The sequence below is a fragment of the Streptomyces davaonensis JCM 4913 genome (assembly GCF_000349325.1).
Classification (GTDB): Bacteria; Actinomycetota; Actinomycetes; order Streptomycetales; family Streptomycetaceae; genus Streptomyces; species Streptomyces davaonensis.
Map to the genome: position 1 here is coordinate 3,139,343 of NC_020504.1, position 25,756 is coordinate 3,165,098.

At 69.5% G+C, this 25,756-nt stretch carries 24 protein-coding genes; 11 read left to right on the plus strand and 13 right to left on the minus strand.

Translation table 11 applies throughout. From position 1 onward, the window contains the following. Positions 1-87 precede the first annotated feature (87 nt). Positions 88-894 (plus strand): phosphatase PAP2 family protein, encoded by an 807-nt coding sequence (locus BN159_RS13410; RefSeq protein WP_231905614.1) that lies wholly within the window; start codon positions 88-90, stop codon positions 892-894. On the opposite strand, the gene BN159_RS13415 is transcribed toward BN159_RS13410, so the two are convergent. The 8 genes from BN159_RS13415 to BN159_RS13450 form a co-directional block, all read right to left on the minus strand. After that, a complete protein-coding gene (locus tag BN159_RS13415) occupies positions 882-2,675 on the minus strand; it encodes a chitinase (RefSeq protein ID WP_015657524.1) in 1,794 nt (597 codons plus the stop codon). The two genes, BN159_RS13410 and BN159_RS13415, sit on opposite strands and share 13 nt — an antisense overlap. A gap of 69 nt (positions 2,676-2,744) precedes the next feature. Beyond that, positions 2,745-3,203: a bifunctional DNA primase/polymerase gene (locus BN159_RS13420; RefSeq protein ID WP_015657525.1), complete on the minus strand. Its 459-nt coding sequence runs from the start codon at positions 3,201-3,203 to the stop codon at positions 2,745-2,747. A gap of 105 nt (positions 3,204-3,308) precedes the next feature. Beyond that, positions 3,309-4,727 carry an NAD(P)/FAD-dependent oxidoreductase gene (locus BN159_RS13425; RefSeq protein ID WP_015657526.1) on the minus strand — a complete coding sequence of 473 codons (1,419 nt, stop codon included), beginning with the start codon at positions 4,725-4,727 and terminating at the stop codon, positions 3,309-3,311. Between the two features lie 35 nt (positions 4,728-4,762). Further along, positions 4,763-5,563 (minus strand): ABC transporter permease, encoded by an 801-nt coding sequence (locus BN159_RS13430; RefSeq protein WP_015657527.1) that lies wholly within the window; start codon positions 5,561-5,563, stop codon positions 4,763-4,765. Next, on the minus strand, positions 5,564-6,487 hold the full coding sequence (locus tag BN159_RS13435; RefSeq protein ID WP_015657528.1) for an ABC transporter permease: 924 nt from the start codon (positions 6,485-6,487) through the stop codon (positions 5,564-5,566). After that, positions 6,487-7,644 (minus strand): ABC transporter ATP-binding protein, encoded by a 1,158-nt coding sequence (locus BN159_RS13440; protein WP_015657529.1) that lies wholly within the window; start codon positions 7,642-7,644, stop codon positions 6,487-6,489. Before BN159_RS13440 ends, BN159_RS13435 begins: the two co-directional genes overlap by 1 nt. After that, complete coding sequence (locus BN159_RS13445) at positions 7,641-8,888, minus strand: polyamine ABC transporter substrate-binding protein (RefSeq protein ID WP_015657530.1); 1,248 nt, start codon at positions 8,886-8,888, stop codon at positions 7,641-7,643. The genes BN159_RS13440 and BN159_RS13445 overlap by 4 nt, the downstream gene beginning before the upstream one ends. 55 nt (positions 8,889-8,943) lie before the next feature. Next, the gene (locus BN159_RS13450; RefSeq protein WP_015657531.1) at positions 8,944-10,470 is read right to left on the minus strand and encodes a gamma-aminobutyraldehyde dehydrogenase; all 1,527 of its coding nucleotides are present in this window, start codon (positions 10,468-10,470) and stop codon (positions 8,944-8,946) included. A 211-nt stretch (positions 10,471-10,681) separates the two neighbouring features. On the opposite strand from BN159_RS13450, the gene BN159_RS13455 reads away from it, so the two are divergent. Then, a complete protein-coding gene (locus BN159_RS13455) occupies positions 10,682-11,239 on the plus strand; it encodes an NADAR family protein (protein ID WP_041819220.1) in 558 nt (185 codons plus the stop codon). Positions 11,240-11,254: 15 nt separating this feature from the next. Here the strand turns inward: BN159_RS13455 and BN159_RS13460 are convergent, their stop codons facing one another. Further along, on the minus strand, positions 11,255-11,500 hold the full coding sequence (locus tag BN159_RS13460) for a DUF4190 domain-containing protein (protein ID WP_231905789.1): 246 nt from the start codon (positions 11,498-11,500) through the stop codon (positions 11,255-11,257). Positions 11,501-11,892: 392 nt separating this feature from the next. On the opposite strand from BN159_RS13460, the gene BN159_RS13465 reads away from it, so the two are divergent. After that, the gene (locus BN159_RS13465) at positions 11,893-13,116 is read left to right on the plus strand and encodes an adenosine deaminase (protein WP_078598797.1); all 1,224 of its coding nucleotides are present in this window, start codon (positions 11,893-11,895) and stop codon (positions 13,114-13,116) included. A gap of 8 nt (positions 13,117-13,124) precedes the next feature. Then, on the plus strand, positions 13,125-13,877 hold the full coding sequence (locus BN159_RS13470) for a glycerophosphodiester phosphodiesterase (protein ID WP_015657535.1): 753 nt from the start codon (positions 13,125-13,127) through the stop codon (positions 13,875-13,877). On the opposite strand, the gene BN159_RS13475 is transcribed toward BN159_RS13470, so the two are convergent. The 4 genes from BN159_RS13475 to BN159_RS13490 all read right to left on the minus strand — a co-directional run bounded on the left by BN159_RS13475 (position 13,822) and on the right by BN159_RS13490 (position 18,839). After that, on the minus strand, positions 13,822-15,468 hold the full coding sequence (locus BN159_RS13475; protein ID WP_015657536.1) for an RNA polymerase sigma factor: 1,647 nt from the start codon (positions 15,466-15,468) through the stop codon (positions 13,822-13,824). The genes BN159_RS13470 and BN159_RS13475 overlap by 56 nt on opposite strands. A 21-nt stretch (positions 15,469-15,489) precedes the next feature. After that, positions 15,490-16,026, minus strand: coding sequence for a hypothetical protein (locus tag BN159_RS13480; RefSeq protein WP_015657537.1), 537 nt, complete (start codon positions 16,024-16,026; stop codon positions 15,490-15,492). A 67-nt stretch (positions 16,027-16,093) separates the two neighbouring features. Beyond that, a complete protein-coding gene (locus BN159_RS13485; RefSeq protein ID WP_015657538.1) occupies positions 16,094-17,275 on the minus strand; it encodes an ABC transporter substrate-binding protein in 1,182 nt (393 codons plus the stop codon). Positions 17,276-17,399: 124 nt separating this feature from the next. Continuing rightward, positions 17,400-18,839: a gamma-aminobutyraldehyde dehydrogenase gene (locus tag BN159_RS13490; protein WP_015657539.1), complete on the minus strand. Its 1,440-nt coding sequence runs from the start codon at positions 18,837-18,839 to the stop codon at positions 17,400-17,402. A gap of 171 nt (positions 18,840-19,010) precedes the next feature. Here BN159_RS13490 and BN159_RS13495 point away from each other — a divergent pair, with 171 nt between their 5' ends. The 7 genes from BN159_RS13495 to BN159_RS13525 all read left to right on the plus strand — a co-directional run bounded on the left by BN159_RS13495 (position 19,011) and on the right by BN159_RS13525 (position 25,695). After that, positions 19,011-19,541 carry an Lrp/AsnC family transcriptional regulator gene (locus tag BN159_RS13495; protein ID WP_015657540.1) on the plus strand — a complete coding sequence of 177 codons (531 nt, stop codon included), beginning with the start codon at positions 19,011-19,013 and terminating at the stop codon, positions 19,539-19,541. A gap of 19 nt (positions 19,542-19,560) precedes the next feature. Next, positions 19,561-20,925 (plus strand): aspartate aminotransferase family protein, encoded by a 1,365-nt coding sequence (locus BN159_RS13500; RefSeq protein WP_015657541.1) that lies wholly within the window; start codon positions 19,561-19,563, stop codon positions 20,923-20,925. A 179-nt stretch (positions 20,926-21,104) separates the two neighbouring features. Next, positions 21,105-21,848, plus strand: coding sequence for an ABC transporter ATP-binding protein (locus BN159_RS13505; RefSeq protein WP_015657542.1), 744 nt, complete (start codon positions 21,105-21,107; stop codon positions 21,846-21,848). Then, the gene (locus BN159_RS13510; protein ID WP_015657543.1) at positions 21,830-23,173 is read left to right on the plus strand and encodes a hypothetical protein; all 1,344 of its coding nucleotides are present in this window, start codon (positions 21,830-21,832) and stop codon (positions 23,171-23,173) included. Before BN159_RS13505 ends, BN159_RS13510 begins: the two co-directional genes overlap by 19 nt. A gap of 98 nt (positions 23,174-23,271) precedes the next feature. Continuing rightward, positions 23,272-23,679 carry a VOC family protein gene (locus BN159_RS13515; RefSeq protein WP_015657544.1) on the plus strand — a complete coding sequence of 136 codons (408 nt, stop codon included), beginning with the start codon at positions 23,272-23,274 and terminating at the stop codon, positions 23,677-23,679. Positions 23,680-23,723: 44 nt separating this feature from the next. Beyond that, positions 23,724-24,845 carry an LOG family protein gene (locus tag BN159_RS13520; protein WP_041819223.1) on the plus strand — a complete coding sequence of 374 codons (1,122 nt, stop codon included), beginning with the start codon at positions 23,724-23,726 and terminating at the stop codon, positions 24,843-24,845. A 160-nt stretch (positions 24,846-25,005) separates the two neighbouring features. After that, a complete protein-coding gene (locus tag BN159_RS13525; protein WP_063608130.1) occupies positions 25,006-25,695 on the plus strand; it encodes an LAETG motif-containing sortase-dependent surface protein in 690 nt (229 codons plus the stop codon). Positions 25,696-25,756 lie beyond the last annotated feature (61 nt).

A 25,756-nucleotide genomic window follows, 5' to 3' on the forward strand; every position in this document is an offset into this window, starting at 1 on the left:
TGTCAGGACTCGATTCCGACTGTCTTGGACCCACCCCCTGTCGTAGGTTCTACCCAGATGAGAGATACACCCCGCCCACAGGGGACTGTGGGCGACATCAGGCCGGGGCCTCCCCAGCTTCGACCTGGTCGTGCCCTCGCGCACACAACCGGGGCCTCTGGCTCCGGATCTCCTCACCGATCGGACAGTCGCCCGCCCCAAACCCCCCGGGGCGCGCGACGATCCGGTCCGGACGGCCGTCTCGGAACTACCCCCCCTGTTCCGGGACGGCCGACCTCCCTCCTGGGGCTTCTCGGACTCCTGGGGCTTCCCGCCCTGCTCTTCGCGCTCATCACCTGGCAGGTCGTGGCCGACGGCCCGCTGGTGAGGGTGGACGAGCGGCTCAGCAGAGCCCTCGTCCACCCCGATCGCGTCTCCGAACTCCTCTCCGACCTGGGCAACGTCCAGGTCGCCCTGCCCGTCATGCTGGCCGGCCTCGCCTACGCCGCCTGGCGGTCCCGGCGCGCAGGTACAGACCGCTGGTGGTGGCCGCCGACGGCCGCGGCGCTGCTCATGGCCCTGGTCCCGGCGCTGGTCGTCCCCGTCAAGGTGCTCACCGACCGCCCCGGCACCCCGGTCGTCCCGCCGGCCACCGGCTACTTCCCCTCCGGCCACACCGCGACCGCCGTCATCGCCTACGGCGCCGCGGCCCGGCTCCTCCTCCCCTGGCTCCGGTCCACGCTCGCCCGTCGCGTGTGCGGGGCGGTGTGCGCCGCGCTGGTGCTCGGCGTCTCCTACGGTCTGGTCCGGCGCGGCTACCACTGGCCACTGGACGTCGTGGCCAGTTGGTGCCTCGGCGCGGTCCTGCTGACGTGCTTCGTCCTCGTCGCCGGACGAGGTCGTCAGCCGAAGTAGCCGTCGAAGGTCCGCTGGAACTCCCAGTTCGAGTAGCGGTCCCAGTTGATCGACCAGGTCATCAGGCCGCGCAGGGCGGGCCAGGTGCCATGGGTGGCGTACGAGCCGCAGTTCGCCTTCTTCGTCAGGCAGTCGAGGGTCTTCACCACCTCGGCGGGGGCCACATGGCCGTTGCCCGCGTTGGTGGACGCCGGCATGCCGATCGCCACCTGGTCCGGGCGCAGTGGCGGGAAGACGTTGATCGCGTCGCCCGCGACCGGGAAGCCGGTGAGCAGCATGTCGGTCATGGCGATGTGGAAGTCGGCGCCGCCCATGGAGTGGTACTGGTTGTCCAGGCCCATGATCGGGCCCGAGTTGTAGTCCTGGACGTGCAGCAGCGTCAGGTCGTCGCGCAGGGCGTGGATGACCGGGAGGTAGGCGCCCGCCCGCGGGTCCTGGCCGCCCCACTTGCCGGTGCCGTAGTACTGATAGCCGAGCTGGACGAAGAAGGTCTCCGGGGCCATCGTCAGCACGAAGTCGTCGCCGTATCGGGCCTTGAGGGTCTTCACGGCCGAGATCAGGTTGACGATCACCGGGGTCTTGGGGTTCTTGAAGTCCGTGTCGTCGGCGTTCAGGGAGAGCGAGTGGCCCTCGAAGTCGATGTCCAGGCCGTCGAGGCCGTACTCGTCGATGATCTTCGAGACGGAGGACACGAAGGTGTCGCGGGCCGCTGTCGTCGTCAGCTGGACCTGGCCGTTCTGGCCGCCGATGGAGATCAGCACCTTCTTGCCCGCCGCCTGCTTGGCGCGGATCGCGGCCTTGAAGTCGGCGTCGCTCTCCACGTTCGGGCACTCGGCGGCCGGGCAGCGGTCGAAGCGGATGTCGCCCGAGGTGACCGAGGTCGGCTCGCCGAAGGCCAGGTCGATGACGTCCCAGCTGTCGGGGACGTCGGCGAGCCGGGTGTAGCCGGAGCCGTTGGCGAAGCTCGCGTGGAGGTAGCCGACGAGGGCGTGCGGCGGGAGGTCGGAGTCGCCGCCTCCACCCGCCGTGGTGGTCGCGGTGACGGTGGCCGACTTCGCGGACTCACCGGCGTCGTTCACGGCGGCGACCTGGAAGGCGTACGCCGTCTGCGGGGACAGTCCGGTCACCGTCGCCGAAGTGCCGCTCACCGTCTGGACCTTGACCCCGTCGCGGTAGACGGCGTAGCTCGTGGCACCGCTCACCGCGGTCCAGGACAGGGCGACGCTGGAGGAGGTGACCGTGCCGGTGCGCAGGCCCGTGGGCGGGGCCGGCGGCTGGCCGGGGTCGACGGACGGGCCGACGAGGGAGACGTCGTCGGCGTGGTAGGCGCCGGTGCCGTACCAGCCGTGGGTGTAGATCGTGACCTTGGTGGTGGACGGGCCGGTGCGGAAAGTGGTGCTGAGCTGCTGCCAGTTCGGGGCGGACTGGGTCCATGCCGAGACGTCGGTGGTGCCTGTGCCACTGGCGCCGAGGTAGACGTAGGAGCCCCGGACGTATCCGGAGAGGGTGTACTGGGAGTCCGGTTTCACGGTCACGGTCTGCGCGCACCGGGCGTTGTCGCTGCCGGCCGGGGTCGCCTGGAGCGCCGAACTGCCGCTGCGCACGGGTGAGGTGACGGTGGTGCCCGCGGTGCAGGTCCAGCCGTCGAGTCCGGACTCGAAGCCTCCGTTCCTGGCCAGGTCCGCGTCGGCCGCACGGGCGGCCGACGAGAGCACGGTGATGCCGGTTCCGGCCAGCAAAGTGGCCGTGAGCACGGCGACGAAAGGTCTGGAGCGGTCCACAAGTGCCTCCGGGCATGGGGGATTTGGAGGGCAGGATCGCGCTCAACTTGGTCCAGACCAATCAGCTTGTCAAGACCTGTCGTCCTCCTCGGTGGCCAGACCCGCCGCCGCCTCGTGCATGGCCAGTTCGAGCAGAGCCGGGTCGGTGAGGGTGCCGGACCCGTCCGGTGTGACCAGCCAGCGCACGGCTCCGGTCGACCGCCCGGGGTACGGCACCACGATCCAGGTACCGGCTCCAGCGGTACGAATGCCCGTGCCGAGCCACCGGGCCGCGGTACCCGGCGGCACGAAGAAACCCATCCGTGAGTCGCCGAAGTCGACGAGTACCGGGCCGGGCCGGTCGAGGATGCGGGTCAGTACATCGAGCGTCGGGTAGCCCAGCTCACCCGGCAGGATGAGTACGTCCCAGGCCTTCCCGGCGGGCAGCAGCGCGACCCCCAACGAGTTGCGCTCCCACTCCCAGCGGCAGGCCTCGGGATCCGGTGCCACGGACGCGAGCCACTCGACCGCCGTCTTCGCCCCTGTCATGACGGGGACCTCCCTTTTCCGTCCTGGACGCTGTGTTGCGTCCACGAGGGAGAGGGAGGTCCCTGCCAGGCATTACGCGGGTTCCGGCAACTTTTTGAAGTTGTGTCAGCTGTCGAAGCCGAGCCCCAGCCGGTCCATCGCCTTCAGCCACAGGTTGCGCCGCCCGCCGTGCGCGTCCGCGCGGGCCAGCGACCACTTGGTCAGCGCGATCCCGGTCCAGGCGAACGGCTCGGGCGGGAAGGGCAGCGGCTTCTTGCGGACCATCTCCAGTTCGGTGCGCTCGGTGGGCTCACCGGCCAGCAGGTCCAGCATCACGTCCGCACCGAAGCGGGTGGCGCCGACGCCGAGGCCGGTGAAGCCCGCCGCGTAGGCCACCTTGCCCTGGTGGGCGGTGCCGAAGAACGCCGAGAAGCGCGAGCAGGTGTCGATCGCGCCGCCCCAGGCGTGCGTGAAGTTCACGCCCTCCAGCTGCGGGAAGCAGGTGAAGAAATGCCCGGCGAGCTTGGCGTACGTCTCCGGTCGGTCGTCGTACTCGGCGCGCACCCGGCCGCCGTACGGATAGATCGCGTCGTAGCCGCCCCACAGGATCCGGTTGTCGGCGGAGAGCCGGAAGTAGTGGAACTGATTCGCGCTGTCGCCGAGGCCCTGCCGGTTCTGCCAGCCGATCTCCTTCAGCTGGTCGTCGGTGAGCGGCTCGGTCATCAGGGCGTAGTCGTAGACGGGGACGGTGAAGGCGCGCACCCGCTTGACCAGGTTCGGGAAGATGTTGGTGCCGAGGGCGACCTGGCGGGCGCGGACCTGCCCGTAGGGGGTCCGGACGGCCATTCCGGCGCCGTACGGCTTCAGGGTGAGGGCGGGCGTGTGCTCGTAGACGCGGACGCCGAGCCGGACGCACGCCGCCTTCAGGCCCCAGACCAGCTTGGCCGGGTTGAGCATGGCGACGCCCCGGCGGTCGTACAGACCGGCCTGGAAGGTCGGCGAGGCGACCTGTTCCTGCACCGCGTCGGCGTCCAGGAACTCCACGCCCTCGGCGAGGCCACGGCGTTCGATGTCCTCGTACCAGTCGCGCAGTTCCCACGCCTGGTACGTCTCGGTGGCGACGTCGATCTCGCCGGTGCGCTCGAAGTCGCAGTCGATGCCGTGCCGGGCGACCGCCGCCTCGATCTCGTCGAGATTGCGGGCGCCCAGCTCCTCCAGCTTGTGGATCTCGTCCGGCCAGCGGGCGAGCCCGTTGGGCAGCCCGTGGGTGAGGGAGGCGGCGCAGAAGCCGCCGTTGCGGCCCGAGGCGGCCCAGCCCACCTCGCGGCCCTCCAGCAGGACGACATCCCGCTGCGGGTCGCGCTCCTTGGCCAGGAGCGCGGTCCACAGTCCGCTGTACCCGCCGCCGACGACCAGCAGATCGCAGGTCTCGGCGCCGGTGAGCGCGGGCTCGGGGTGGGGCCTGCCGGGGTCGTCCAGCCAGTACGGAACCGGCTGCGCTTCAGAAAGTGCCTTTGTCCAACGGCTCATGGCGCTTGGGGCCATGATTTCAACTCCCTACGAAGGGTTGTCGAAAAGGGCTATGCCTTTTGCTTGTTACGGCGGTTGCTGATGACCATAGAGGTCAGGACCAGCAGTACGGCGATCAGGAACATGGCCGTACCGATGACATTGATCTGAACGGGCGTGCCGCGCTGTGCCGAGCCCCAGACGAACATGGGGAAGGTGACGGTCGAGCCCGCGTTGAAATTGGTGATGATGAAATCGTCGAAGGAGAGCGCGAAGGCGAGCAGCGCGCCCGCGGCGATTCCGGGTGCCGCGATCGGCAGCGTGACCCTGACGAAGGTCTGGAAGGGGCCGGCGTAGAGGTCCTGCGCGGCCTGCTCCAGCCTCGGGTCCATCGACATGACGCGCGCCTTGACGGCCGTCACGACGAAGCTGAGGCAGAACATGATGTGGGCGATGAGAATCGTCCAGAAGCCCAGCTGGACGCCCATGTTGAGGAACAGGGTGAGCAGCGAGGCGGCCATCACGACCTCGGGCATCGCCATCGGCATGAAGATCAGCGAGTTCACCGCGCCGCGCGCCCGGAACCGGTAGCGGACCAGGGCGAAGGCGATCATCGCGCCGAGGACGGTGGCGCCCAGCGTCGCCCAGAAGGCGATCTGGAGGCTGAGGGTGAGTGAGTCGCACAGGCCCGAGACCCCGCAGGGGTCGGTCCAGGCGTCGGTGGAGAACTCCTGCCACTCGTAGTTGAAGCGCCCCTTCGGGTTGTTGAAGGAGAACACCGTCACGACGACGTTCGGCAGCAGCAGATATCCGAGCGTGATGAGGCCCGCGATGACGACGAAATGACGCTTGAGCCAGTTGACGAAGGCCATTTAAACCAGTTCCTCCGTCCCCGACTTGCGGATGTAGAGCGTGACCATGATGAGGATCGCGAACATCAGGATGAAGGAGAGCGCCGCCGCCGTCGGATAGTCGAGAATCCTGAGGAACTGCGACTGGATGACATTGCCGATCATGCGGGTGTCGGTGGAGCCGAGCAGATCGGCGTTGACGTAGTCACCGGCGGCCGGGATGAAGGTGAGCAGCGTCCCGGAGACGACACCGGGCATCGACAGCGGGAAGGTGACCTTCCGGAAGGTGGTGCTCGGCTTGGCGTACAGATCGTTCGCGGCCTCGTGCAGCCGGCCGTCGATGCGCTCCAGCGAGGTGTAGAGCGGCAGGATCATGAACGGCAGGAAGTTGTACGTCAGACCGCAGACGACCGCGAGCGGCGTGGCCAGCACCCGGTCCCCGGCGGTCATGCCGAGCCAGCTGGTGACGTCCAGGACGTGCAGCGAGTTGAGCGCGCCGACGACCGGCCCGCCGTCCGCGAGGATCGTCTTCCAGGCGAGGGTCCGGATCAGGAAGCTGGTGAAGAACGGCGCGATCACCAGGATCATGATCAGGTTCCGCCAGCGGCCGGCCCGGAAGGCGATGAGATACGCCAAGGGATAGCCCAGCAGCAGACACAGGACCGTCGCGGACCCGGCGTACAGCACCGACCGCAGGAACTGCGGGTAGTACTCGGTCAGCGCGTCCCAGTAGGTCGCGAAGTGCCAGGTGACCTCGTAGCCCTGCTCCAGCGACCCGGTCTGCACCGAGGTGGAGGCCTGGTAGACCATCGGCAGCGCGAAGAACACCAGCAGCCAGGCGAGTCCGGGCAGCAGCAGCAGGTACGGCGTCCAGCGGCCCCGCTTGCGCGGGGGCTTCTTCTCGGGGGCCGGCGCCAGCGGCGGCGCCTCGGTGACCGTCGCCATCAGACCGCCTCTTCCTGGATGCCCGCGTCGATGTCCTGGGCGGCGTCCAGGCCGAAGGTGTGCGCCGGGTTCCAGTGCAGGACGACGTCGGCGCCGGGCACCAGCCGGGCGTCGCGGTCGACGTTCTGGACGTAGACCGCAAGCTCGGGGCAGACGGGGCTGTCGATGATGTACTGGGTGGAGACACCGATGAAGGAGGCGTCGGCGATCTTGCCGGTGACGCGGTTGCGGCCCTCCGGGATCTCGCCGGCGTCGTCCGCGTGCGCGAGGGAGATCTTCTCCGGCCGCACCCCGACCAGCACCTTGCCGCCGGTCGTGGTCGCCGCCGAACAGCGCTCCGAAGGCAGCGAGAGCTTGCCGCCACCGGCCTTGACGACGATCTCGTCGCCGCTCTTGGTGTCGACCTCGGCCTCGATGAGGTTGGAGGTGCCGAGGAAGTTGGCGACGAAGGTCGTCCTCGGGTTCTCGTAGAGGTCGGCGGGGGCGCCGAGCTGCTCGACGCGGCCCGCGTTCATCACGGCGACCGTGTCGGCCATGGTCATGGCCTCCTCCTGGTCGTGCGTGACATGCACGAAGGTGATGCCGACCTCGGTCTGGATCCGCTTGAGCTCCAGCTGCATCTGGCGGCGCAGCTTGAGGTCGAGGGCGCCGAGGGGCTCGTCGAGGAGGAGCACCTTGGGGTGGTTGATCAGCGCGCGGGCGACGGCGACGCGCTGCTGCTGGCCACCGGAGAGCTGGTGCGGCTTCTTGCGGGCCTGCTCACCGAGCTGGACCAGCTCCAGCATCTCCTCGACCTGCTTCTTCACGCTCTTGATGCCGCGCCGGCGCAGGCCGAAGGCGACGTTCTCGAAGATGTCGAGGTGCGGGAAGAGGGCGTAGGACTGGAAGACGGTGTTCACGGGCCGCTTGTACGGAGGCAGCCGGGTGACGTCCTGGTCGCCCAGGAACACCGTCCCGGAGGTCGGCTCCTCAAGTCCCGCGATCATGCGCAGGGTTGTGGTCTTGCCGCAGCCGGAGGCGCCGAGCAGGGCGAAGAAGGAGCCCTGGGGGACGGTCAGGTCCAGCGGGTGTACGGCGGTGAAGGAGCCGTAGGTCTTGCTGATGCCCGTGAGGCGGACGTCGCCGGTGTTGTCGTTCTTGTTCGTCACGTCGGTCACGCCCCCGTCAGCTTCGCGAACTTCGTTTCAAATGCGGTCTCTTCCTTCGAGCTCAGCGAGCGGAAGGCGCGGGACTTCGCGGCCATGGCCTTGTCCGGGATGATCAGCGGGTTGTTCGCCGCGTCCTCGTCGATCTTCGCCAGCTCGTCCTTGACCCCGTCGACGGGACAGACGTAGTTGATGTACGCGGCGAGTTCGGCGGCCGCCTTCGGCTCGTAGTAGTAATCGATGAGCCGTTCGGCGTTGGTCTTGTGCCGGGCCTTGTTGGGGACCAGCAGGTTGTCGGTCGACGTCATGTATCCGCTGTCCGGGATCAGGAAGTCGATGTCCGGGCTGTCCGCCTTGAGCTGGACGACGTCTCCGGCCCAGGCGATACAGGCGGCGAAGTCACCGCTGGTCAGGTCGGCGGTGTAGTCGTTGCCGGTGAAGCGGCGGATCTGGCCCTTGTCCACGGCCTTCTGCATCCGCGCGATGGCCGCGTCGAAGTCGTCGTCCGTGAAGTCGCCCGGGTCCTTGCCCATGTCCAGCAGGGTCATGCCGACGCTGTCGCGCATCTCGGACAGGAAGCCGACCCGGCCCTTGAGCTTGGGATTGTCCAGCAGATCCGAGAGCGTCTTCACCTCGACGCCGTCCAGCGCCTTCTTGTTGTAGGCGATGACGGTCGAAATGCCCTGCCAGACGTACGAGTACGCGCGGCCCGGGTCCCAGTCCGGGGAGCGGAACTGGCTGGACAGGTTGGCGTAGGCGTTCGGCAGGTTGGACGGGTCCAGTTTCTGGACCCAGCCGAGGCGGATCAGCCGGGCGGCGAGCCAGTCGGTGACGCAGATGAGGTCGCGCCCGGTGTCCTGGCCGGCCGCGAGCTGCGGCTTGATCTTGCCGAAGAACTCGACGTTGTCGTTGATGTCCTCGGTGTACTTGACCTTGATGCCGGTCCGCTCGGTGAACGCGTCGAGCGTGGGGTGGTGCTTCTCGCTCTCGTCGACGTCCATGTACTCGGTCCAGTTGGAGAAGCTGACGGTCTTCTCCTTGGCCGAGCGGTCGTCCGAGGACACTCCGCCCTCGGTCTTGCCGGCGGCCGGGATGCCGCAGGCGCTCAGCGTGCCCAGACCGCCGACCGCGAGCGCGCCGCCGGCGGAGGCGCGCAGCATCGAACGGCGGGAGAGGGACGCCCTGCCGTTGCGGAGGCTGCGCCGCATGGCGGCCACTTGGGCCGGGGACAGGCGGTCGGGCTCGAACTGCTCCATGCGCGTGGTGCCCTTTCGGGAGTTGGTCGGCCGCTGGTCGGGCGGCCTGGTTCGGCTATCGGTCCCCGAAGATCGTGCGGTGCCAGTCCTTCCTGGCGACCGCAGTGTTGTCGAACATGACGTGCTTGATCTGCGTGTACTCCTCGAAGGAGTAGGCAGACATGTCCTTGCCGAAGCCGGACGCCTTGTAGCCGCCGTGCGGCATCTCGCTGATGATCGGGATGTGGTCGTTCACCCACACACAGCCCGCCTTGATCTCGCGGGTGGCGCGGTTGGCCCGGTACACGTCCCGGCTCCACGCGGAGGCGGCCAGGCCGTACGGGGTGTCATTGGCCAGCGCGATCCCTTCGTCGTCGGAGTCGAAGGGCAGAACCACAAGAACGGGCCCGAAGATCTCGGACTGCACGATCTCGCTGTCCTGGGCGGCGTCGGCGATGAGCGTGGGCCGGTAGTACGCCCCCTTGCCGTCGGGGATCTCGCCGCCGGTCACCACGCGCGCGTAGGCACGCGCCCGCTCGACGAACCCGGCGACCCGATCGCGCTGTGCATGGGAGATGAGCGGACCGAGGTCGGTCCCGGCGGCGAACGGATCACCGAGCCGCACGCTCTCCATCAGGGCGGCGGTCCGCTCCACGAACGCCTCGTACAGCGGCCGTTGGACGTACGCGCGCGTGGCGGCCGTGCAGTCCTGGCCCGTGTTGATGAGGGCGCCCGCGACCGCGCCGTTGGCGGCGGCCTCCAGATCGGCGTCGTCGAAAACGACGAAGGGCGCCTTGCCGCCGAGCTCCAGGTGGATCCGCTTGACGGTGGCGGTGGCGATCTCGGCGACCCGCTTGCCGACCGCGGTGGACCCGGTGAAGGAGGTCATGGCGACGTCCGGGTGGCCGACGAGATGCTCACCCGCCTCCTTGCCCGTCCCGGTGACGATATTGACGACACCGTCGGGGATGCCGGCCTCGGTGCAGGCCTCGGCGAACAGCAGCGAGGTGAGCGGGGTCAGCTCGGCGGGCTTGAGCACGATGGTGTTGCCCGCGGCGATGGCCGGGAGGATCTTCCAGGCGGCCATCTGGAGGGGATAGTTCCAAGGCGCGATGGACCCGACAACCCCGATGGGCTCACGCCGAACGTACGACGTGTGGTCCCCGGAGTACTCCCCCGCCGACTGCCCCTGAAGATGCCGGGCAGCACCCGCGAAGAACGCGGTGTTGTCGATGGTCCCCGGTACGTCGAACTCGCGGGTCAGCTTCAGCGGCTTGCCGCACTGGAGGGACTCCGCGCGGGCGAAGTCCTCGGCGCGCTCGGCGAGAACGGCGGCCAGCTTGTGCAGCGCGTCGGAACGCTCACCGGGAGTGGCTCCGGCCCAGCCCGGAAAGGCGGCGCGGGCGGCGGCAACGGCGGCGTCCACATCCGCGACACCCGCCAGCTCGTAGCTGAGGACCTCCTCCCCGGTGGCCGGGTCGACAACCGCGTACGTGCGGCCCGAGGTGCCCTGCGTGAATCGGCCCGCGATGTACTGCGCACCGGCGGCGAAGCGCTCGTGCGCGGGGAATCGTTCCGGGATGCTCTTGCCCGGGTTGTGCATGTCGCTCTCCTCCGCCTTCGCCCCGCAGTCCACGGGGGCGGGTGGCGTAGCTCCAGCTCGATTTGAGTGCCGATCCTGACAGAGGGAGTGGACTCCAACAAGTGATTCCGTTGTTGCCTTTTGGTTACGCGACGGAATCTGTCGACCAGGTGTCGAGTGAACACGAAAAAGCCAGGACGGTGTGTCAGTGGTGCGTGCCACACTCGCGTGCATGGGAAAGATCGACTCTCGGGAAGCCCTGATCAGAAAGGTCCACGAGGGGGCAGGCGTCAAGTATCTGCACTTCTGGGGCCACCGCCCGAGCCCCGACGGCCGGATCAGCGCGAGCTGTCTGAGCCAGTGGTGGCCGTCCCCGTTCACGGTGAACGGGGTGTCCTACGCGACGGCCGAGCACTGGATGATGGCCGAAAAGGCCCGCCTGTTCTCCGACCCCGACGCCGAACGCCGGATCCTGGCGGCGGAGCACCCCTCCCAGGCGAAGAACGCGGGCCGCCTGGTCCGTGGCTTCGACGAGGAGACCTGGACACGCGAACGGTTCGCCATCGTCGTAGAGGGCAGCATCCACAAGTTCACCTCGACCGAGCCCCTGCGCTCGTACCTGCTCAACACCGGCGACCGCGTCCTGGTCGAGGCGAGCCCCGTGGACCGCGTATGGGGCATCGGCCTGGCGGCCAACGACGACGGGGCGATGGATCCACGGCGGTGGAGGGGGCCGAACCTGCTGGGGTTCGCGCTGATGGAGGCGCGGGAGAGGTTGCGGGGTAAGTAGTCGCCCCCGCCGCCCCTACCGCGTCGCGATCACGAACGCCAGCATCGCGAACCCGAGAACAATGCCCGCGGCACCACAGATCGTCCCCGCCAGAGCCTGCCCCGCATTGGTGGCCTCACCCCGCCCGGCCTTCCCCCGCCCGATCAGCCCGAAGATCAGCGCAAGCACACCAAGCACAATCGCCACCGGCCACAGACAGAACACACCGGCCGAGACGATCCCCAGCACGAGCGCAGTCGTACCCATGCCGTTGCTGGGCATGGGCTGCATGCCGGCATAGGGGTAACCGCCACCGGGGTAGCCGTATCCGCCAGGAGCACCGTACGTGCCGGGGTACCCGTAGGGGACCTGCCCGGGCCCGTCCGGGGCAATCGGCGGCGGAGGCACAGGATCGCCGTACGACGGCTGGGAAGCCGCGGGCGGCGCGAACGGATTGACCGGCGCGGCCCAAGCCTGCGGCTGTGCCCCCGGCACCCCGGGCCCCTGCATGGACGTAACCGTCTGCTGATCGTGGACGGACGGCGCCGACCACACATCCGACCCGGAAGGCACGGTGTACCCGGGCCCCTCCGCAGGCGGTGCCCAAGGATCCGGTGGGTTCTCCGGCGCACCCGGTGTCGACGCGTCGTCGGACATAGCGCGGATCCCCCTCCATCTACGTCCCGTCATGCTACGGCGCCGCACCCCACCCCGCGCCCCCGGCCTACGATGATCCCGGAGTCACCGATCAGCCGATCACCCGCGTCCCGCCGCACCCCGGCCGAGGACGCCGTTCCCGGGGAGGAACCTTGACCGACCACATCGCCGCAGCCGGCAGCGCGGGCACCCCGAAGGACCCGCAGGACCCGCACGACCTGCACCCCTTCATCGCCGGACTGCCCAAGGCCGAACTGCACGTCCATCACGTCGGCTCCGCCTCCCCCCGCATCGTCTCGGAACTGGCCGCCCGCCACCCCGACTCCCGGGTGCCCACCGACCCCGAGGCCCTGGTCGACTACTTCACCTTCACGGACTTCGCCCACTTCATCGAGGTGTACCTGTCCGTCGTGGACCTCATCCGCACCCCGGAGGACGTCCGCCTGCTGACGTACGAGGTGGCCCGCGACCTGGCCCGCCAGCAGGTGCGGTACGCGGAACTGACCATCACCCCGTTCTCCTCCACCCGCCGCGGCATCGACGCACGCGGCTTCATGGACGCGATCGAGGACGCCCGCAAGGCCGCCGAGGCCGAGTTCGGGACCGTACTGCGCTGGTGCTTCGACATCCCCGGCGAGGCGGGTCTGGAGTCCGCCGAGGAGACCGTACGGCTCGCGACCGACGACCGGCTGCGTCCGGAGGGCCTGGTGTCGTTCGGGCTCGGCGGCCCCGAGATCGGCGTACCTCGGCCGCAGTTCAAGCCGTACTTCGACCGTGCCATCGCCGCGGGCCTGCGCTCCGTGCCGCACGCGGGCGAGACGACCGGCCCGGAGACGGTCTGGGACGCCCTGACGCATCTGGGCGCCGAGCGCATCGGCCACGGCACCAGTTCCGCGCAGGACCCGAAGCTCCTGGAGCACCTCGCGGAGAACCGGATCGCGCTGGAGGTGTGCCCGACCTCCAACATCGCCACCCGCGCGGTGCGCACCCTCGACGAGCACCCCATAAGGGAGTTCGTCCGGGCCGGCGTCCTGGTCACCGTCAACTCCGACGACCCGCCGATGTTCGGCACCGACCTCAACAACGAGTACGCGGTCGCCGCCCGGCTGCTGGAGCTGGACGAGCGGGGCCTCGCGGCGCTCGCGCACAGCGCGGTCGACGCGTCCTTCCTCGACGAGCCGGGAAAGGCCCGTATCAAGGCCGAGATCGACGCGTACACCGCCGCCTGGCTCGCCCCCTGACCGCGCCGATGACGGACCACGTGACCGCTCCGATGACGACCGACGTGACCGCGGTCGCCCACCGCGGCGACCCGTACCTGTTCCGCGAGAACACCCTCGACTCCCTGCGCTCGGCGATCAGCAGGGGCGCCGACGCGGTGGAGATCGACGTACGCCTCACCCGGGACGCCGTGCCCGTGCTGCTGCACGACGAGTCGCTGAAGCGGCTGTGGGAGCTGGACCGGCCGCTGCGCGAACTGTCGGCCGACGAGGTGCGCGGGGTCACGGCCGGCGGAGTGCCGACCCTGGCCGAGGCCCTCGCCGCGACCGACGGGCACCGGGTGATGGTCGACCTGCCCGGCGCCCCGGATCTGCGCACCACGCGCCGGATCGTGGATGTCGTACGGGAGTCGGGGGCGTCCGACCGCGTGTACTACTGCGCGGGCGCCTCCGCCATGCTCGCGGTCCGTGCCGCCGACCCGGCCGCCGAGATCGCGCTGACCTGGACGACGCTGGCGCCCCCGCGGCCGGCGCTGCTGGACGCGGTGCGCCCACGCTGGCTCAACTACCGCTTCCCCCTGGTCGACCGGGCCCTCGCCGAGCGCGTCCACAAGGGCGGACACCTGCTGTCCGTCTGGACGCCGGACACCCGCCGCTCGATGCGCCGGCTGATCGGCCTCGGCGTCGACTCGATCACCACGAACCGGATCGACACGCTCCGCGCGCTCACACCCGCGAACGCAGCGCCACCGTCGCCGGATCGGCGGGCGTCGCGCGCGTGACGTACTGCGGTACGGGCGCGGTGTCGTCGCCGGTGTCGCGGACCAGTCCGTAGCGCAGGGCGCCCTGGGCCGGGCCGTAGTGGACGTCCTTGTCCACCGCGGCCCAGTCCGTGCGCATGACGGTCAGTCCGTAGGACGCGCCGCGTTCGTTCAGGTGGAGGGTGACGGTGCCGTCGACGTAGAAGTACTCGTTCTGCCACATCTGCTGGGTGCCGTCGGGCAGCACGGTGTACCCGATGTCCGGGCCGCCCATGCCGGTGACGTATCCGCGGTCCGAGCCGTCGCCGATCACGTCGTCCATCCGGCGCCCACCGCCCGACGCGACATGGAACAGCCTGCCCTTCAGCCCGGTCCAGGTCGGCATGGCCAGCCCGCCGGGCCGGTCGTGCGGGGCGATCTGCCAGCGCACGAGCACATAGCCGCGCCCGCTGAGCGTCACGCTCTCCCCCCGGTGCTGCATGACGGCCTTCGCACCCCAGGTACTGCTGAGCCCGGACTCGGGCCGCCGCGGCAGGGCACCCGGGTCGGCGCCGGGATCGGGCGCCTGGTCGACGGCGTCGACGACCGACCCGTACAACCGCACCTTCTGCTGGGTCATCGAGGGCGCCGAGGACGACGGTGCGGCGGTCGGCGTGGGCGACGGTGAGCGGGTGGCTGCGGCCGACGTGGTGGGTGCGGCGGCCCGCGAGGGCGGCTCGCCGGAGGGCTGGGTGACGACGTAGGCGCCGCCCGCGACGATGGTGGCGCCGGCGGTGACGGCGACGACGGGCTGGGTGAGCACGCCCAGCACCTTGGCGGACCAGCCGACGGAGGCGGCCGCGGCGGCCGACTTGCCGCCGAGGGCGAGGGAGAGCGTGAACCCGACCGGAAGCGGCACGAGGGCGAGTCCGACGAGCAGCCGTTCGGCCGGTACGACGGTCTCGCGCGGGTCGCCGCAGTAGCCGCACCCCCTGATGTGCCGGGCCAGCCGCTTGCGCCAGACGGAGTCCGGGCGGCCGTCCCAACGGGCGGTGACCTCCCGCAGTTCGGGACAGGCTCCGTCCAGCGCACGCACGATGCCCCGCGCGGTCTCCAGCCGTTCCTTCACCCGCTGGACCCGTACCGCGGCGTGCTGCCGACTGATCCCGGCCGCGGCGGCCAGCTCGCGCCGGGTCAGCTCGCCGGCGACCTCCAGCCACCACAGGGACAGCAACTGCCGGTCCTCGGCATCGAGCCAGGGCACGGCTTCCGCGACCTCCCGCCGCTGCCCCTCGAGCCCCAGCCGCAGCACGGTCAGTTCGGCGAAGTCCTGTTCAGCGGCCGTCTCGTCGAGCGGCGAGGTCTGCCTGCGGCGCGCCCGGTCCCGTATCTGCCGCATGGCGATGGCGACCAGCCAGGACCGGAAGCTGTCCGGATCCCGCAGCGAGCCCAGGTTGTCGACGGCCCGCAGCATGGTCTCCTGCACGACGTCGTCCACATCCGCGTGCCCGTTGAGGGCCCGTCCGACGACGTTGTAGACCAGCGGAAGCCACCCGGCCATCAACTCGTCGAGCGCACGCCGGTCCCCGGCCTGCGCCGCCGCGATGACGGAGCGCCACTTCCTGCCGTCCACATCCGCCCTTCCCGTGGGAGATCACACCTGAGGAGACGGAGCCGGGCTGGCGTCGATAACACTTTTCCCGAGGCTCTCCAGCCGCTTGATCTTCCGCCGCACGACGTACAACGGGATCACACCGAACACCCCGAACGCCATGTCGATCACGGTCCACCAGAGGGGGATCCCCCGGATCGGCCCGCAGATCAGGGCGAGCGGGACGATGCCGGCGCAGGCGATCATCCCGAACTCGATCACCCAGATGTTGCGGACCGGGTCGCGGTACGGCCCGTAGAAGGCGACGGCGATGACGAGATGGGCGAAGGCCAGCCAGTCCGTGCCGTAGAGCAGGAACGGGTAGTCGGCGTCAGCGGTGTCGAGGCCGCGCCGCACCCGTTCGATCCACTCCATGAGCGCGGGGAGATGCTCCGGCACGGACAGCGACCGCAACACGTCCTCGGTCCAGCGCAGTTCGTGCACCAGCGGGAAGGCCGTGGCGCCGCTCAGCACCAGACACACGACGAAGAACACCAGCCAGACGCGAATGCCCTTCAACAGGGCGGCTCTGTCGCTCATGACGGCAGCGTACGCCGTAGTTGAACGTGTTCAAAAGTGCTCTGGGTGTGATCTGTGCCCGTGTGATCTACAACCCCACGATCTCGTTCCACCGCTTCCCGAAGTCCACCCGTTCCTCGGAGGTGATGTCCCGGGCGGTGGACAGGCGTTCGCGCATCGCCGAGTCCGGGAAGATGAGGGGGTCCTCGGCCAGGGACGCGGTCTCCTTGTCCTTCGACGAGGCGAGGACGTCCTGGGCGGCCGGGACCGGGCAGACGTAGTTCACCCAGGCGGCCAGATCCGCCGCCACCTCGGGCTCGTAGTAGTAATCGATCAGGCGCTCGGCGCTCGTCTTGTGGCGGGCGAGGTTGGGGACCATCAGGGACTCGGACCAGAGTTCGGCGCCCTCCTCGGGGACGACGAACTCGATGTCGGGGTCGTCGACCTGGAGCTGAATGACGTCGCCGGAGTACGCCTGGCAGGCGAGGACGTCACCGCTGGAGAGGTCCTTGATGTAGTCGTTGCCGGTGAAGCGGCGGATGTGACCGCTGTCCACCCGCCGCTCGACCTGCTCGCACACGGTGTGGAAGTCGTCCGCGGTCCATCGGGTGATGTCGACGCCGTTGCCCTGCATCAGCAGCGCGAACGCCTCGTCGAGACCGGAGAGAAGCGTGACGCGGCCCTTGAGGTCGTCCGCCCAGAGATCGGAGACCTGGCGGACCTCGCGGCCGAGACGGCGGCGGTTGTACGCGATCCCGGTGATGCCCGACTGCCACGGCACCGTGAACCTACGGCCGGGGTCGAAGGCCGGCGAGCGCAGCAACGGGTCCAGATACCGCGTCACATGGGGCTGGCGCGTCCGGTCCATCTCCTGGACCCAGCCCAGCCGGACGAAGCGCGCGCACATCCAGTCGCTGATGACGATGAGATCGCGGTCCGTCTGCTGACGGTTCATCAGCGAGGGGCTGATCTTGCCGAAGAACTCGTCGTTGTCGTTGATCTCCTCGACGTAGTCCACGGAGATCCCGGTGCGCTTCTCGAACGCCTCCAGCGTGGGCCGCTTCGTCTCGTCCGCGTCGTCGACGTCGATGTACAGCGGCCAGTTCGCCCAGGTCAGCCGGTGGTCCGAGGCGGACAGATCGGCCCCGGCCCGGTCCCCGGGCCGCACATAGGCGGCGGGCACCCCGCACCCCGCGAGCGCGGCACCACCGAGCGCGAACAGCAGGGAACGACGGGAAGTACGCGAGGAGTTCGGCGAGGTCGGCAGCATCCTGGCAGCATGCCGCCGTACTCGGGAGCCGAACAATGGACGGGGCGTCGGGTCGGGGCCGCGGGTGTCCGACACCCTGTCAAAGACAGAGGTGCCTGCGACAACCGCGGCCCCTGAAGCACCGTCAGCCGTCGAGCGACGTCATCACGTGCTTGATCCGCGTGTAGTCGTCGAAGCCGTACCCCGACAGGTCCTTGCCGTAGCCGGACTTCTTGAAGCCGCCGTGCGGCATCTCCGCGACCAGCGGGATGTGGGTGTTGATCCAGACGCAGCCGAAGTCCAGCGTCTTGGACATCCGCATCGCGCGGGCGTGGTCCTTGGTCCACACCGAGGAGGCGAGGGCGTAGTCCACGCCGTTGGCCCACTCGACGGCCTGCGCCTCGTCCGAGAAGGACTGGACGGTGATGACCGGCCCGAAGACCTCGTTCTGGATGATCTCGTCGTCCTGCTTCAGACCGGAGACGACGGTCGGGGCGTAGAAGTAGCCCTTGTCGCCGACGCGCTGGCCGCCCGCCTCGACCTTGGCGTGCGCGGGCAGCCGCTCGATGAAGCCGGAGACCTGCTTGAGCTGGTTGGGGTTGTTCAGCGGGCCGAAGAGCACGTCCTCGTCGTCCGGCTGACCCGTCTTCGTCTCGGCGGCGGCCTTGGCGAGCGCGGCGACGAACTCGTCGTGGATGGACTCCTGGACGAGGACGCGGGTGGCCGCCGTGCAGTCCTGGCCGGCGTTGAAGAAGCCCGCGACCGAGATGTCCTCGACGGCCTTGGCGATGTCGGTGTCCTCGAAGACGACGACCGGCGCCTTGCCGCCCAGCTCCAGGTGGACCCGCTTGAGGTCCTTGGACGCCGACTCGGCGACCGACATGCCCGCGCGGACCGAACCGGTGATGGAGGCCATCGCCGGGGTCGGGTGCTCCACCATCAGGCGGCCGGTGTCACGGTCGCCGGTGATGACGTTGAAGACGCCCTTGGGCAGGATCGAGCCGATGATGTCGGCGATCAGGACGGTGGACGCCGGGGTGGTGTCCGAAGGCTTGAGCACGACGGTGTTGCCCGCGGCGATGGCCGGCGCGAACTTCCATACGGCCATCATCATCGGGTAGTTCCAGGGCGCGACCTGCGCGCAGACGCCGACCGGCTCGCGGCGGACGATGGAGGTCATCCCCTCCATGTACTCACCGGCGGAGCGGCCCTCCAGCATCCGGGCGGCGCCGGCGAAGAACCGGATCTGGTCCACCATCGGCGGGATCTCCTCGGACCGCGTGAGCCCGATCGGCTTGCCGGTGTTCTCCACCTCGGCCGCGATCAGGTCCTCGGCGCGCTCCTCGAACGCGTCCGCGATCTTCAGCAGGGCCTTCTGGCGCTCGGCGGGGGTTGTGTCGCGCCAGGCGGGGAAGGCGCGGGCGGCGGCCTCCATGGCGGCGTCGACGTCCGCCTGCCCGGACAGCGGCGCGGTCGCGTACGCCTCGCCCGTCGCGGGGTTGACCACCTCGGTGGTCCGTCCGTCGGCGGCGTCCCGGAACTCACCGTCGATGTAGTTGCGCAGACGACGCAGCTCGGTGCTCACTGCCGGCCTCCTGTGTCAGGGTCGAACTGTCCAATCACTGAGACACCCACCCTAATCGGCGGGCCCACGTTTTCAACACCCCTGATCGCGCCATAGCTGCGAAATCCGCAATCCTCGGTCACGTAAACAACGAATTTCATCGCTCAACCCTTGCGGAACTATCGAGACCTCGTGCACAGTGGCGTCGTGGCCAGTCGAAGCGCAGACCCCAGGGACTCCCGCGAGTCCCCCCGCGAATCCAGGAACGGCAGCACGCCGCACCTGGACGCGGTCTCCCTCGCCATCATCGAACAGCTCCAGGAGGACGGCCGCAGGCCGTACGCCGCCATCGGCAAGGCCGTGGGCCTCTCCGAAGCGGCCGTGCGCCAGCGCGTCCAGAAGCTGCTCGACCAGGGCGTGATGCAGATCGTCGCCGTCACGGACCCGCTCACCGTGGGCTTCCGGCGCCAGGCGATGGTCGGCATCCATGTGGAGGGCGACGTGGAGTCCGTCGCCGACGAGCTGACCGTGATGGCCGAGTGCGAGTACGTGGTCATGACCGCCGGGTCCTTCGACCTGATGGTGGAGATCGTCTGCGAGGACGACGACCACCTGCTGGAGGTCATCAACCGCCGCATCCGCGCCATCCCCGGAGTGCGCTCCACCGAGAGCTTCGTCTATCTGAAGCTCAAGAAGCAGACCTACATGTGGGGAACCCGATAGCCGTGAGGACCCGATAACCGTGAGCTCCAAGGACCTCAGCCAGACCGCGTACGACCACCTGTGGATGCACTTCACCCGCATGTCCTCGTACGAGAACTCACCCGTCCCCACCATCGTCCGGGGCGAGGGCACCTACATCTACGACGACAAGGGCAAGCGCTACCTCGACGGTCTCGCGGGCCTGTTCGTGGTCCAGGCCGGCCACGGCCGCACCGAGCTCGCCGAGACCGCCTCCAAGCAGGCGCAGGAGCTGGCCTTCTTCCCGGTGTGGTCCTACGCCCACCCCAAGGCCGTCGAACTCGCCGAGCGGCTCGCGCACGAGGCTCCCGGCGACCTCAACAAGGTCTTCTTCACCACCGGCGGCGGCGAGGCGGTCGAGACCGCCTGGAAGCTCGCCAAGCAGTACTTCAAGCTCACCGGCAAGCCCACCAAGTACAAGGTCATCTCCCGCGCGGTCGCCTACCACGGCACCCCGCAGGGCGCCCTGTCCATCACCGGCCTGCCGGGCCTCAAGGCACCCTTCGAGCCGCTCGTCCCGGGCGCGCACAAGGTGCCGAACACGAACATCTACCGCGCGCCGCTCTTCGGTGACGACCCGGAGGCCTTCGGCCGCTGGGCCGCCGACCAGATCGAGCAGCAGATCCTCTTCGAGGGCCCGGACACCGTCGCCGCGGTCTTCCTGGAGCCCGTGCAGAACGCGGGCGGCTGCTTCCCGCCCCCGCCGGGTTACTTCCAGCGGGTCCGGGAGATCTGCGACAAGTACGACGTACTGCTGGTCTCCGACGAGGTCATCTGCGCCTTCGGCCGCCTGGGCACGACCTTCGCCTGCGACAAGTTCGGCTACGTCCCGGACATGATCACCTGCGCCAAGGGCATGACCTCGGGCTACTCCCCGATCGGCGCCTGCATCATCTCCGACCGCCTGGCCGAGCCGTTCTACAAGGGCGACAACACCTTCCTGCACGGCTACACCTTCGGCGGCCACCCGGTCTCCGCGGCGGTCGGCCTCGCCAACCTCGACCTGTTCGAGCGCGAGGGCCTCAACCAGCACGTGCTGGACAACGAGGGCGCCTTCCGCGCCACGCTGGAGAAGCTGCACGACCTGCCGATCGTCGGCGACGTCCGCGGAAACGGCTACTTCTACGGCATCGAACTCGTGAAGGACAAGGCCACGAAGGAGTCCTTCAACGAGGAGGAGACCGAGCGCGTCCTCTACGGCTTCCTCTCCAAGGCGCTGTTCGACAACGGCCTGTACTGCCGCGCCGACGACCGCGGCGACCCGGTCGTCCAGCTCGCCCCGCCGCTGATCTCCAACCAGGAGACCTTCGACGAGATCGAGCAGATCCTGCGCGCCACGCTCACGGAGGCGTGGACGAAGCTGTAACCCCCGGCGGCTCCCCGGCCCGGGTACACCCAAGCGAGTGAGAAGGGTGCACCCGGGCCGCGTGCTGTCCGGCGTTTCTGCCGCGGATCCTTAGCGTGCCTGGTAACCGATCGGCCCTGCTTTCGTTCCCCCGCACGGGGGATGGCAAGGCACTACGGATCAGAACGAGGTGTACGCGCATGGAGGCCCCGCCCGACAACGATGTGCTCTGGGCCCGCGCCCTGCACTTCGCCCACCACGACGGCTCGCCCGCACTCGGCGGAGTCTCGCTCGGCGTCCGGGAGGGCGAGATCCTCGCCGTGCACGGCCCACGCGGCAGCGGCAAGACCACCCTGCTGCGCTGTCTGTCCGGCCAGGTGCCGACTCAGCGCGGCGAGGTCTGGTTCAACAGCGTGCCGGTGCACACCATGGGCCCCGTCAGCCGCGAACGGCTGCGCCGCGACCGCTTCGGCTGGATCGACCCGGAGCCGGTGCTGGTCCCCGAGCTCAACGTCTGGGAGAACGCGGCCCTGCCCCTGATGCTGCGCGGCACGAGCCGCCGGCGCGCCAAGACTGCCGCGCTGGAGTGGCTGGAGCGCCTCGACATCGGCGAGGGCGCCCGCAAGCGGCCTCGCGAGCTGACCCAGGCGCAGCGCCAGCGCGTCTGCATCGCCCGCGCGCTGGCCCCGGCGCCCACGGTGCTCTTCGCCGACGAACCGACGGCCCCGCTGCACCGCGCCGACCGCGCGCACGTCCTGCGCACGCTCACCACGGCGGCCCGCTCGCACGGCATCACGGTGGTCCTGGCCACCCACGACACGGAGACGGCGGCGCTGGCCGACCGCACGTTGTCCTTGCTGGACGGCCGCCGAGTGAACACGGTCCACCTCCCGCCGATGGCCGACGCGGAAGGCCGGGGGGCTGCGTGCTCGCTCTCCGTCTGACCCGCCGCGCCCGTCCCGCCGTACAACTGCGCCGCCTGCTGGTGGCGTCGGCCTCGGCGGGCACGGGCTTCCTGCTCCTGTGCACCCTGGGCCACGCGATGACCCACCCCGGCACGTCCGTCCTGCGCCTCACCTGGTGCGCGGCCCCGCTGGCGGCAACGGTCCACTTCGCGGTGGCGGTGGCCCGCACGGACCCCGGCGCCCGGCCCCGCCCGGGCCTCGCGGCAATCGGCCTCGGCCCGTACCGCCTGATGGCCGTCTCAGCCACAACAACGGCCCTGTCGACCCTGCTCGGCTCGATGCTGGCCCTGCTCTTCTTCCTGCACCTGCGCGGCGACCTGACGGGCATGCCCTTCGACGGAGCGGCAGCAGACTTCCTGGCAGCGTCGGAGCCCCTCCCCCTCCCAGCAGCACTGACCCTGCTGACCCTGGTGCCGGTGGCGGCGTCACTGGCGGTGGCCTTCACCCTGCGCCCAAAGGAAGCAAAGCCACCAGCCGAGGGCCCGCGCCGCTACGGCCGCTTCGGGGCATACGGCGGTTCGGGGGCACGGGAAACATTCGGCGCGTACGGCAGATTCGGCTCCCGCCTACGCCGTACAGAACCTGCGGGCAGTCGTGCCGCTGGGGCGGCACCCGACCCAAAGAAAAGCGGCACCCCGCCGGCGCGGGCAAGCGAAACCCAGCCACCCGCACCGACGTCACCGGACACACCGACCACCACCCCCTCCGGCCTCCCCTGGGGCACAGCCATCCTCGCCGCAGGCCTCGCCGTAGAGGCATACGCCAGCACCGCCACCACCCCCTCCGCCCCCATGCCTGGCGGCCTCCCCACCGGCCCCACCGCAGTGCTCGTCGGCTGGGCCCTCACCGCCGTCGGCCTGGCCCTCGCCGGCCCCGGCCTCACCCACCTCTGCGGCCGTCTCCTCCAGTCCCTCCGCCCAGGCGCCCTCCGTCTCCTCGCCGGCCGAGTCCTCATGGAGGAAGCCACCCGCATCGGCCGCCCCCTCGGCGTCGTCTGCGCCGTGGCCTCCGCCGCGTACGCCATGGCCGTGCTCCACGACCCGGCCGCCGACGGCCGCGCCCTCGGCCCCCTCACCACCCTCGGCGCGACAGTCGTCACCGGCTGCGCGATCGCCACCCTCCTCACGGCGGCCGTGGAAGCACGCCAGGCCAGGGCCGACACCACGGCCGCCCTGCTCCGCCTCGGCGCCCCGCCCACGATGCTCCGCAGCGCCGCCGCCCTCCGCGCGGGCGCACTCCTGGCCGCATTCGGCCCGCTCACGCTGGTCGTAGCCGAACTCGCGGCGCTCCCACTGGCCCGCTGAAAAATCCGTACGAAAAAAATCACCGGCCCGCGATGAGTTCCGCCCCACCCCCCGGTCTACCCAACCGAACAGACCGACCCCGATGGGAGAGACTCCAGATGTACCAGCAGATGATCTTCGTGAACCTGCCCGTCGCCGACCTCGACGCCTCGAAGAAGTTCTTCACGGAGCTGGGCTACTCGATCAACCCCCAGTTCAGCGACGAGAACGCGGCAAGTGTCGTGATCAGCGACACCATCGTGGCGATGCTCCTCACCAAGTCCTTCTACACGACCTTCACCGACAAGGAGATCGCGGACGCCACGAAGACCAGCGAGGTGCTGATCTGTCTGAGCGCCGAGAGCCGCGACAAGGTCGACGAGCTGGTGGAGAAGGCCGTCGCCGCCGGTGGCACCGCCTCGACCAAGGTGCAGGACATGGGCTTCATGTACGGCCGCGCCTTCGACGACCTCGACGGCCACACCTGGGAGGTCGTATGGATGGACCCGGCCGCGATCGAGGGCTGAGAGCCTGCCGCACAGCCGCCGAACGCCGTGTCTAGCATGGGCGCGTGCAGACGATGCCCGCCCATGCGGCCCACCACGACGACCGTGAGATCGAGACGCTCCAGGAGTTCGACGCCACCGTCTCCGCGCGCGGAACGCTCGCCGGATTCCGGATCCAGGCAGTCGATCTGACTGACCGTACGCGCGAACTGCTCAGCACGGACACGAAGGGCGCCATATTCCTCGGCTGCCCGATGCGCGAGAACGCCGCCGCGAAGATCCGCGCGGACGGGGCCATGGTCTTCCCACCGGTCCCGGACCTGCCCTTCGACCCGTACCGCGGCCTCCTCTACACCCCGGACGAGCTCTTCGCCCACCTGGACAAGGGCTACGAACACACCCCCGACGCACTCACCTACGCCTGGTTCCAGCAGACCAAGGCGGACGGCGACATACTCGCGTCGATGCTCCGCTCCGTCCATGACGACGCCGTCTCCGACGCCCTCGACGAACTCCTGCGCGGTACAAGGGTCGTGGGCGTCATGGGCGGCCACGCGATGGCCCGCGGCACGGACGCCTACGCCGGTGCCGCCCGCCTCGGCCGTGAGCTGACCCGGGCCGGTTTCACCGTCGCCACCGGCGGCGGACCCGGCGCGATGGAGGCCGCGAACCTCGGCGCGCACGCCGCCCCGTACGGGGACGAGATGCTCACCGAGGCCCTCGAACTCCTCGCGAAGGACCCGAAGTTCACCCCGTCCATCACCGCATGGGCGAAGGCGGCCTTCGAGGTCCGCACCCGTTGGCCGAAGGGCGGCGGGTCCATCGGCATCCCGACCTGGTTCTACGGCCATGAGCCGCCGAACCCCTTCGCCGCGCACATCGCCAAGTACTTCGCCAACGCCACTCGCGAGGACGGCCTGCTGGCCCGCGCCAACGCCGGTGTGGTCTTCCTGCCGGGCGCCGCCGGGACCGTACAGGAGATCTTCGACAACGCGACGCCGAACTACTACGAGTCGCGCGGCGAGCCCACGCCGATGGTGCTGGTGAACCGGGAGCACTGGACGGAGAAGCTGCCGACCTGGCCGCTGCTCCAGTCGCTCGCGCGGGAGCGGTCCATGGAGTCCCGTATCGCCCTTGTCGACCGGATCGAGGAGGCTCCGGAGGCGCTGAAACGTCTCGGCGGTTAATAAGAGGGCAAAGCCAAGGCCCTTGTCCCGCATATGCGTTGACACTACTTACGCAGCGCTTATAAACCTGTGAGCCTCCTGGGAGTGGAGAGGCCTCCGCGTCGCCGCTCCCTCAAACCCCCCGCAATTGCGCAACATGTGAAGGACAAACGTGGCAGTCCTGTCCGCTTTGCCGATATCCCGCCGTACCGTCGCCCGTTCCGCGCGCGTGCTCGGTCTCGCCTCCGCCTCGGCCGCACTCGTGCTCGGTGTCGGCGGCAACGCCCTCGCGTGCAACATCAACGAGTTCTCCGCCGAGGCCAAGTGCGACGGTGACAACGGTGTCATCACCGTCACCGACGTCGACCCCACCGGCGTTCCGGCCACGGTCACCGTGTACCTCCAGAACAACGGCGCCGATCTGAAGAAGGTCGGCGAGCAGGTGGTCGAGGGCTCGCGCGAGGGTGTCACCATCACCTTCGCCGAGAACTGGAAGCCGGACGCGGAGTACCGCATCCACGTCAAGGCCGGCAACCAGGTCGACGAGGACATCAAGCCGAACCTGACGACCCCGTCCACCGCCTGCAAGAAGCAGGACACCCCGGCCCCGTCGGACAGCCCCACCCCGACCCCGTCGGACGACGCCTCCACCCCGGCCGACGATGAGTCCCCGGCGCCCTCTCCCTCCGAGGCCGGGACCACCCCTCCCGCGGACACCTCCAGCAACGCCCCGTCCCCGGCCGGTGAGTCCAACCTCGCCGAGACCGGTGCCGACTCCAACACCCCGCTGATCGCGGGCATCGCGGTCGCCCTGGTCGCGATCGGCGGCGGCGCGGTCTTCTTCGGCCTGCGCAAGCGCAGCTCGCGCTGACCGTGGAGCGGGCCATCACTCCGGGGTCGACCCAAGGATGGCCCGCTTCACCACCCTCAGG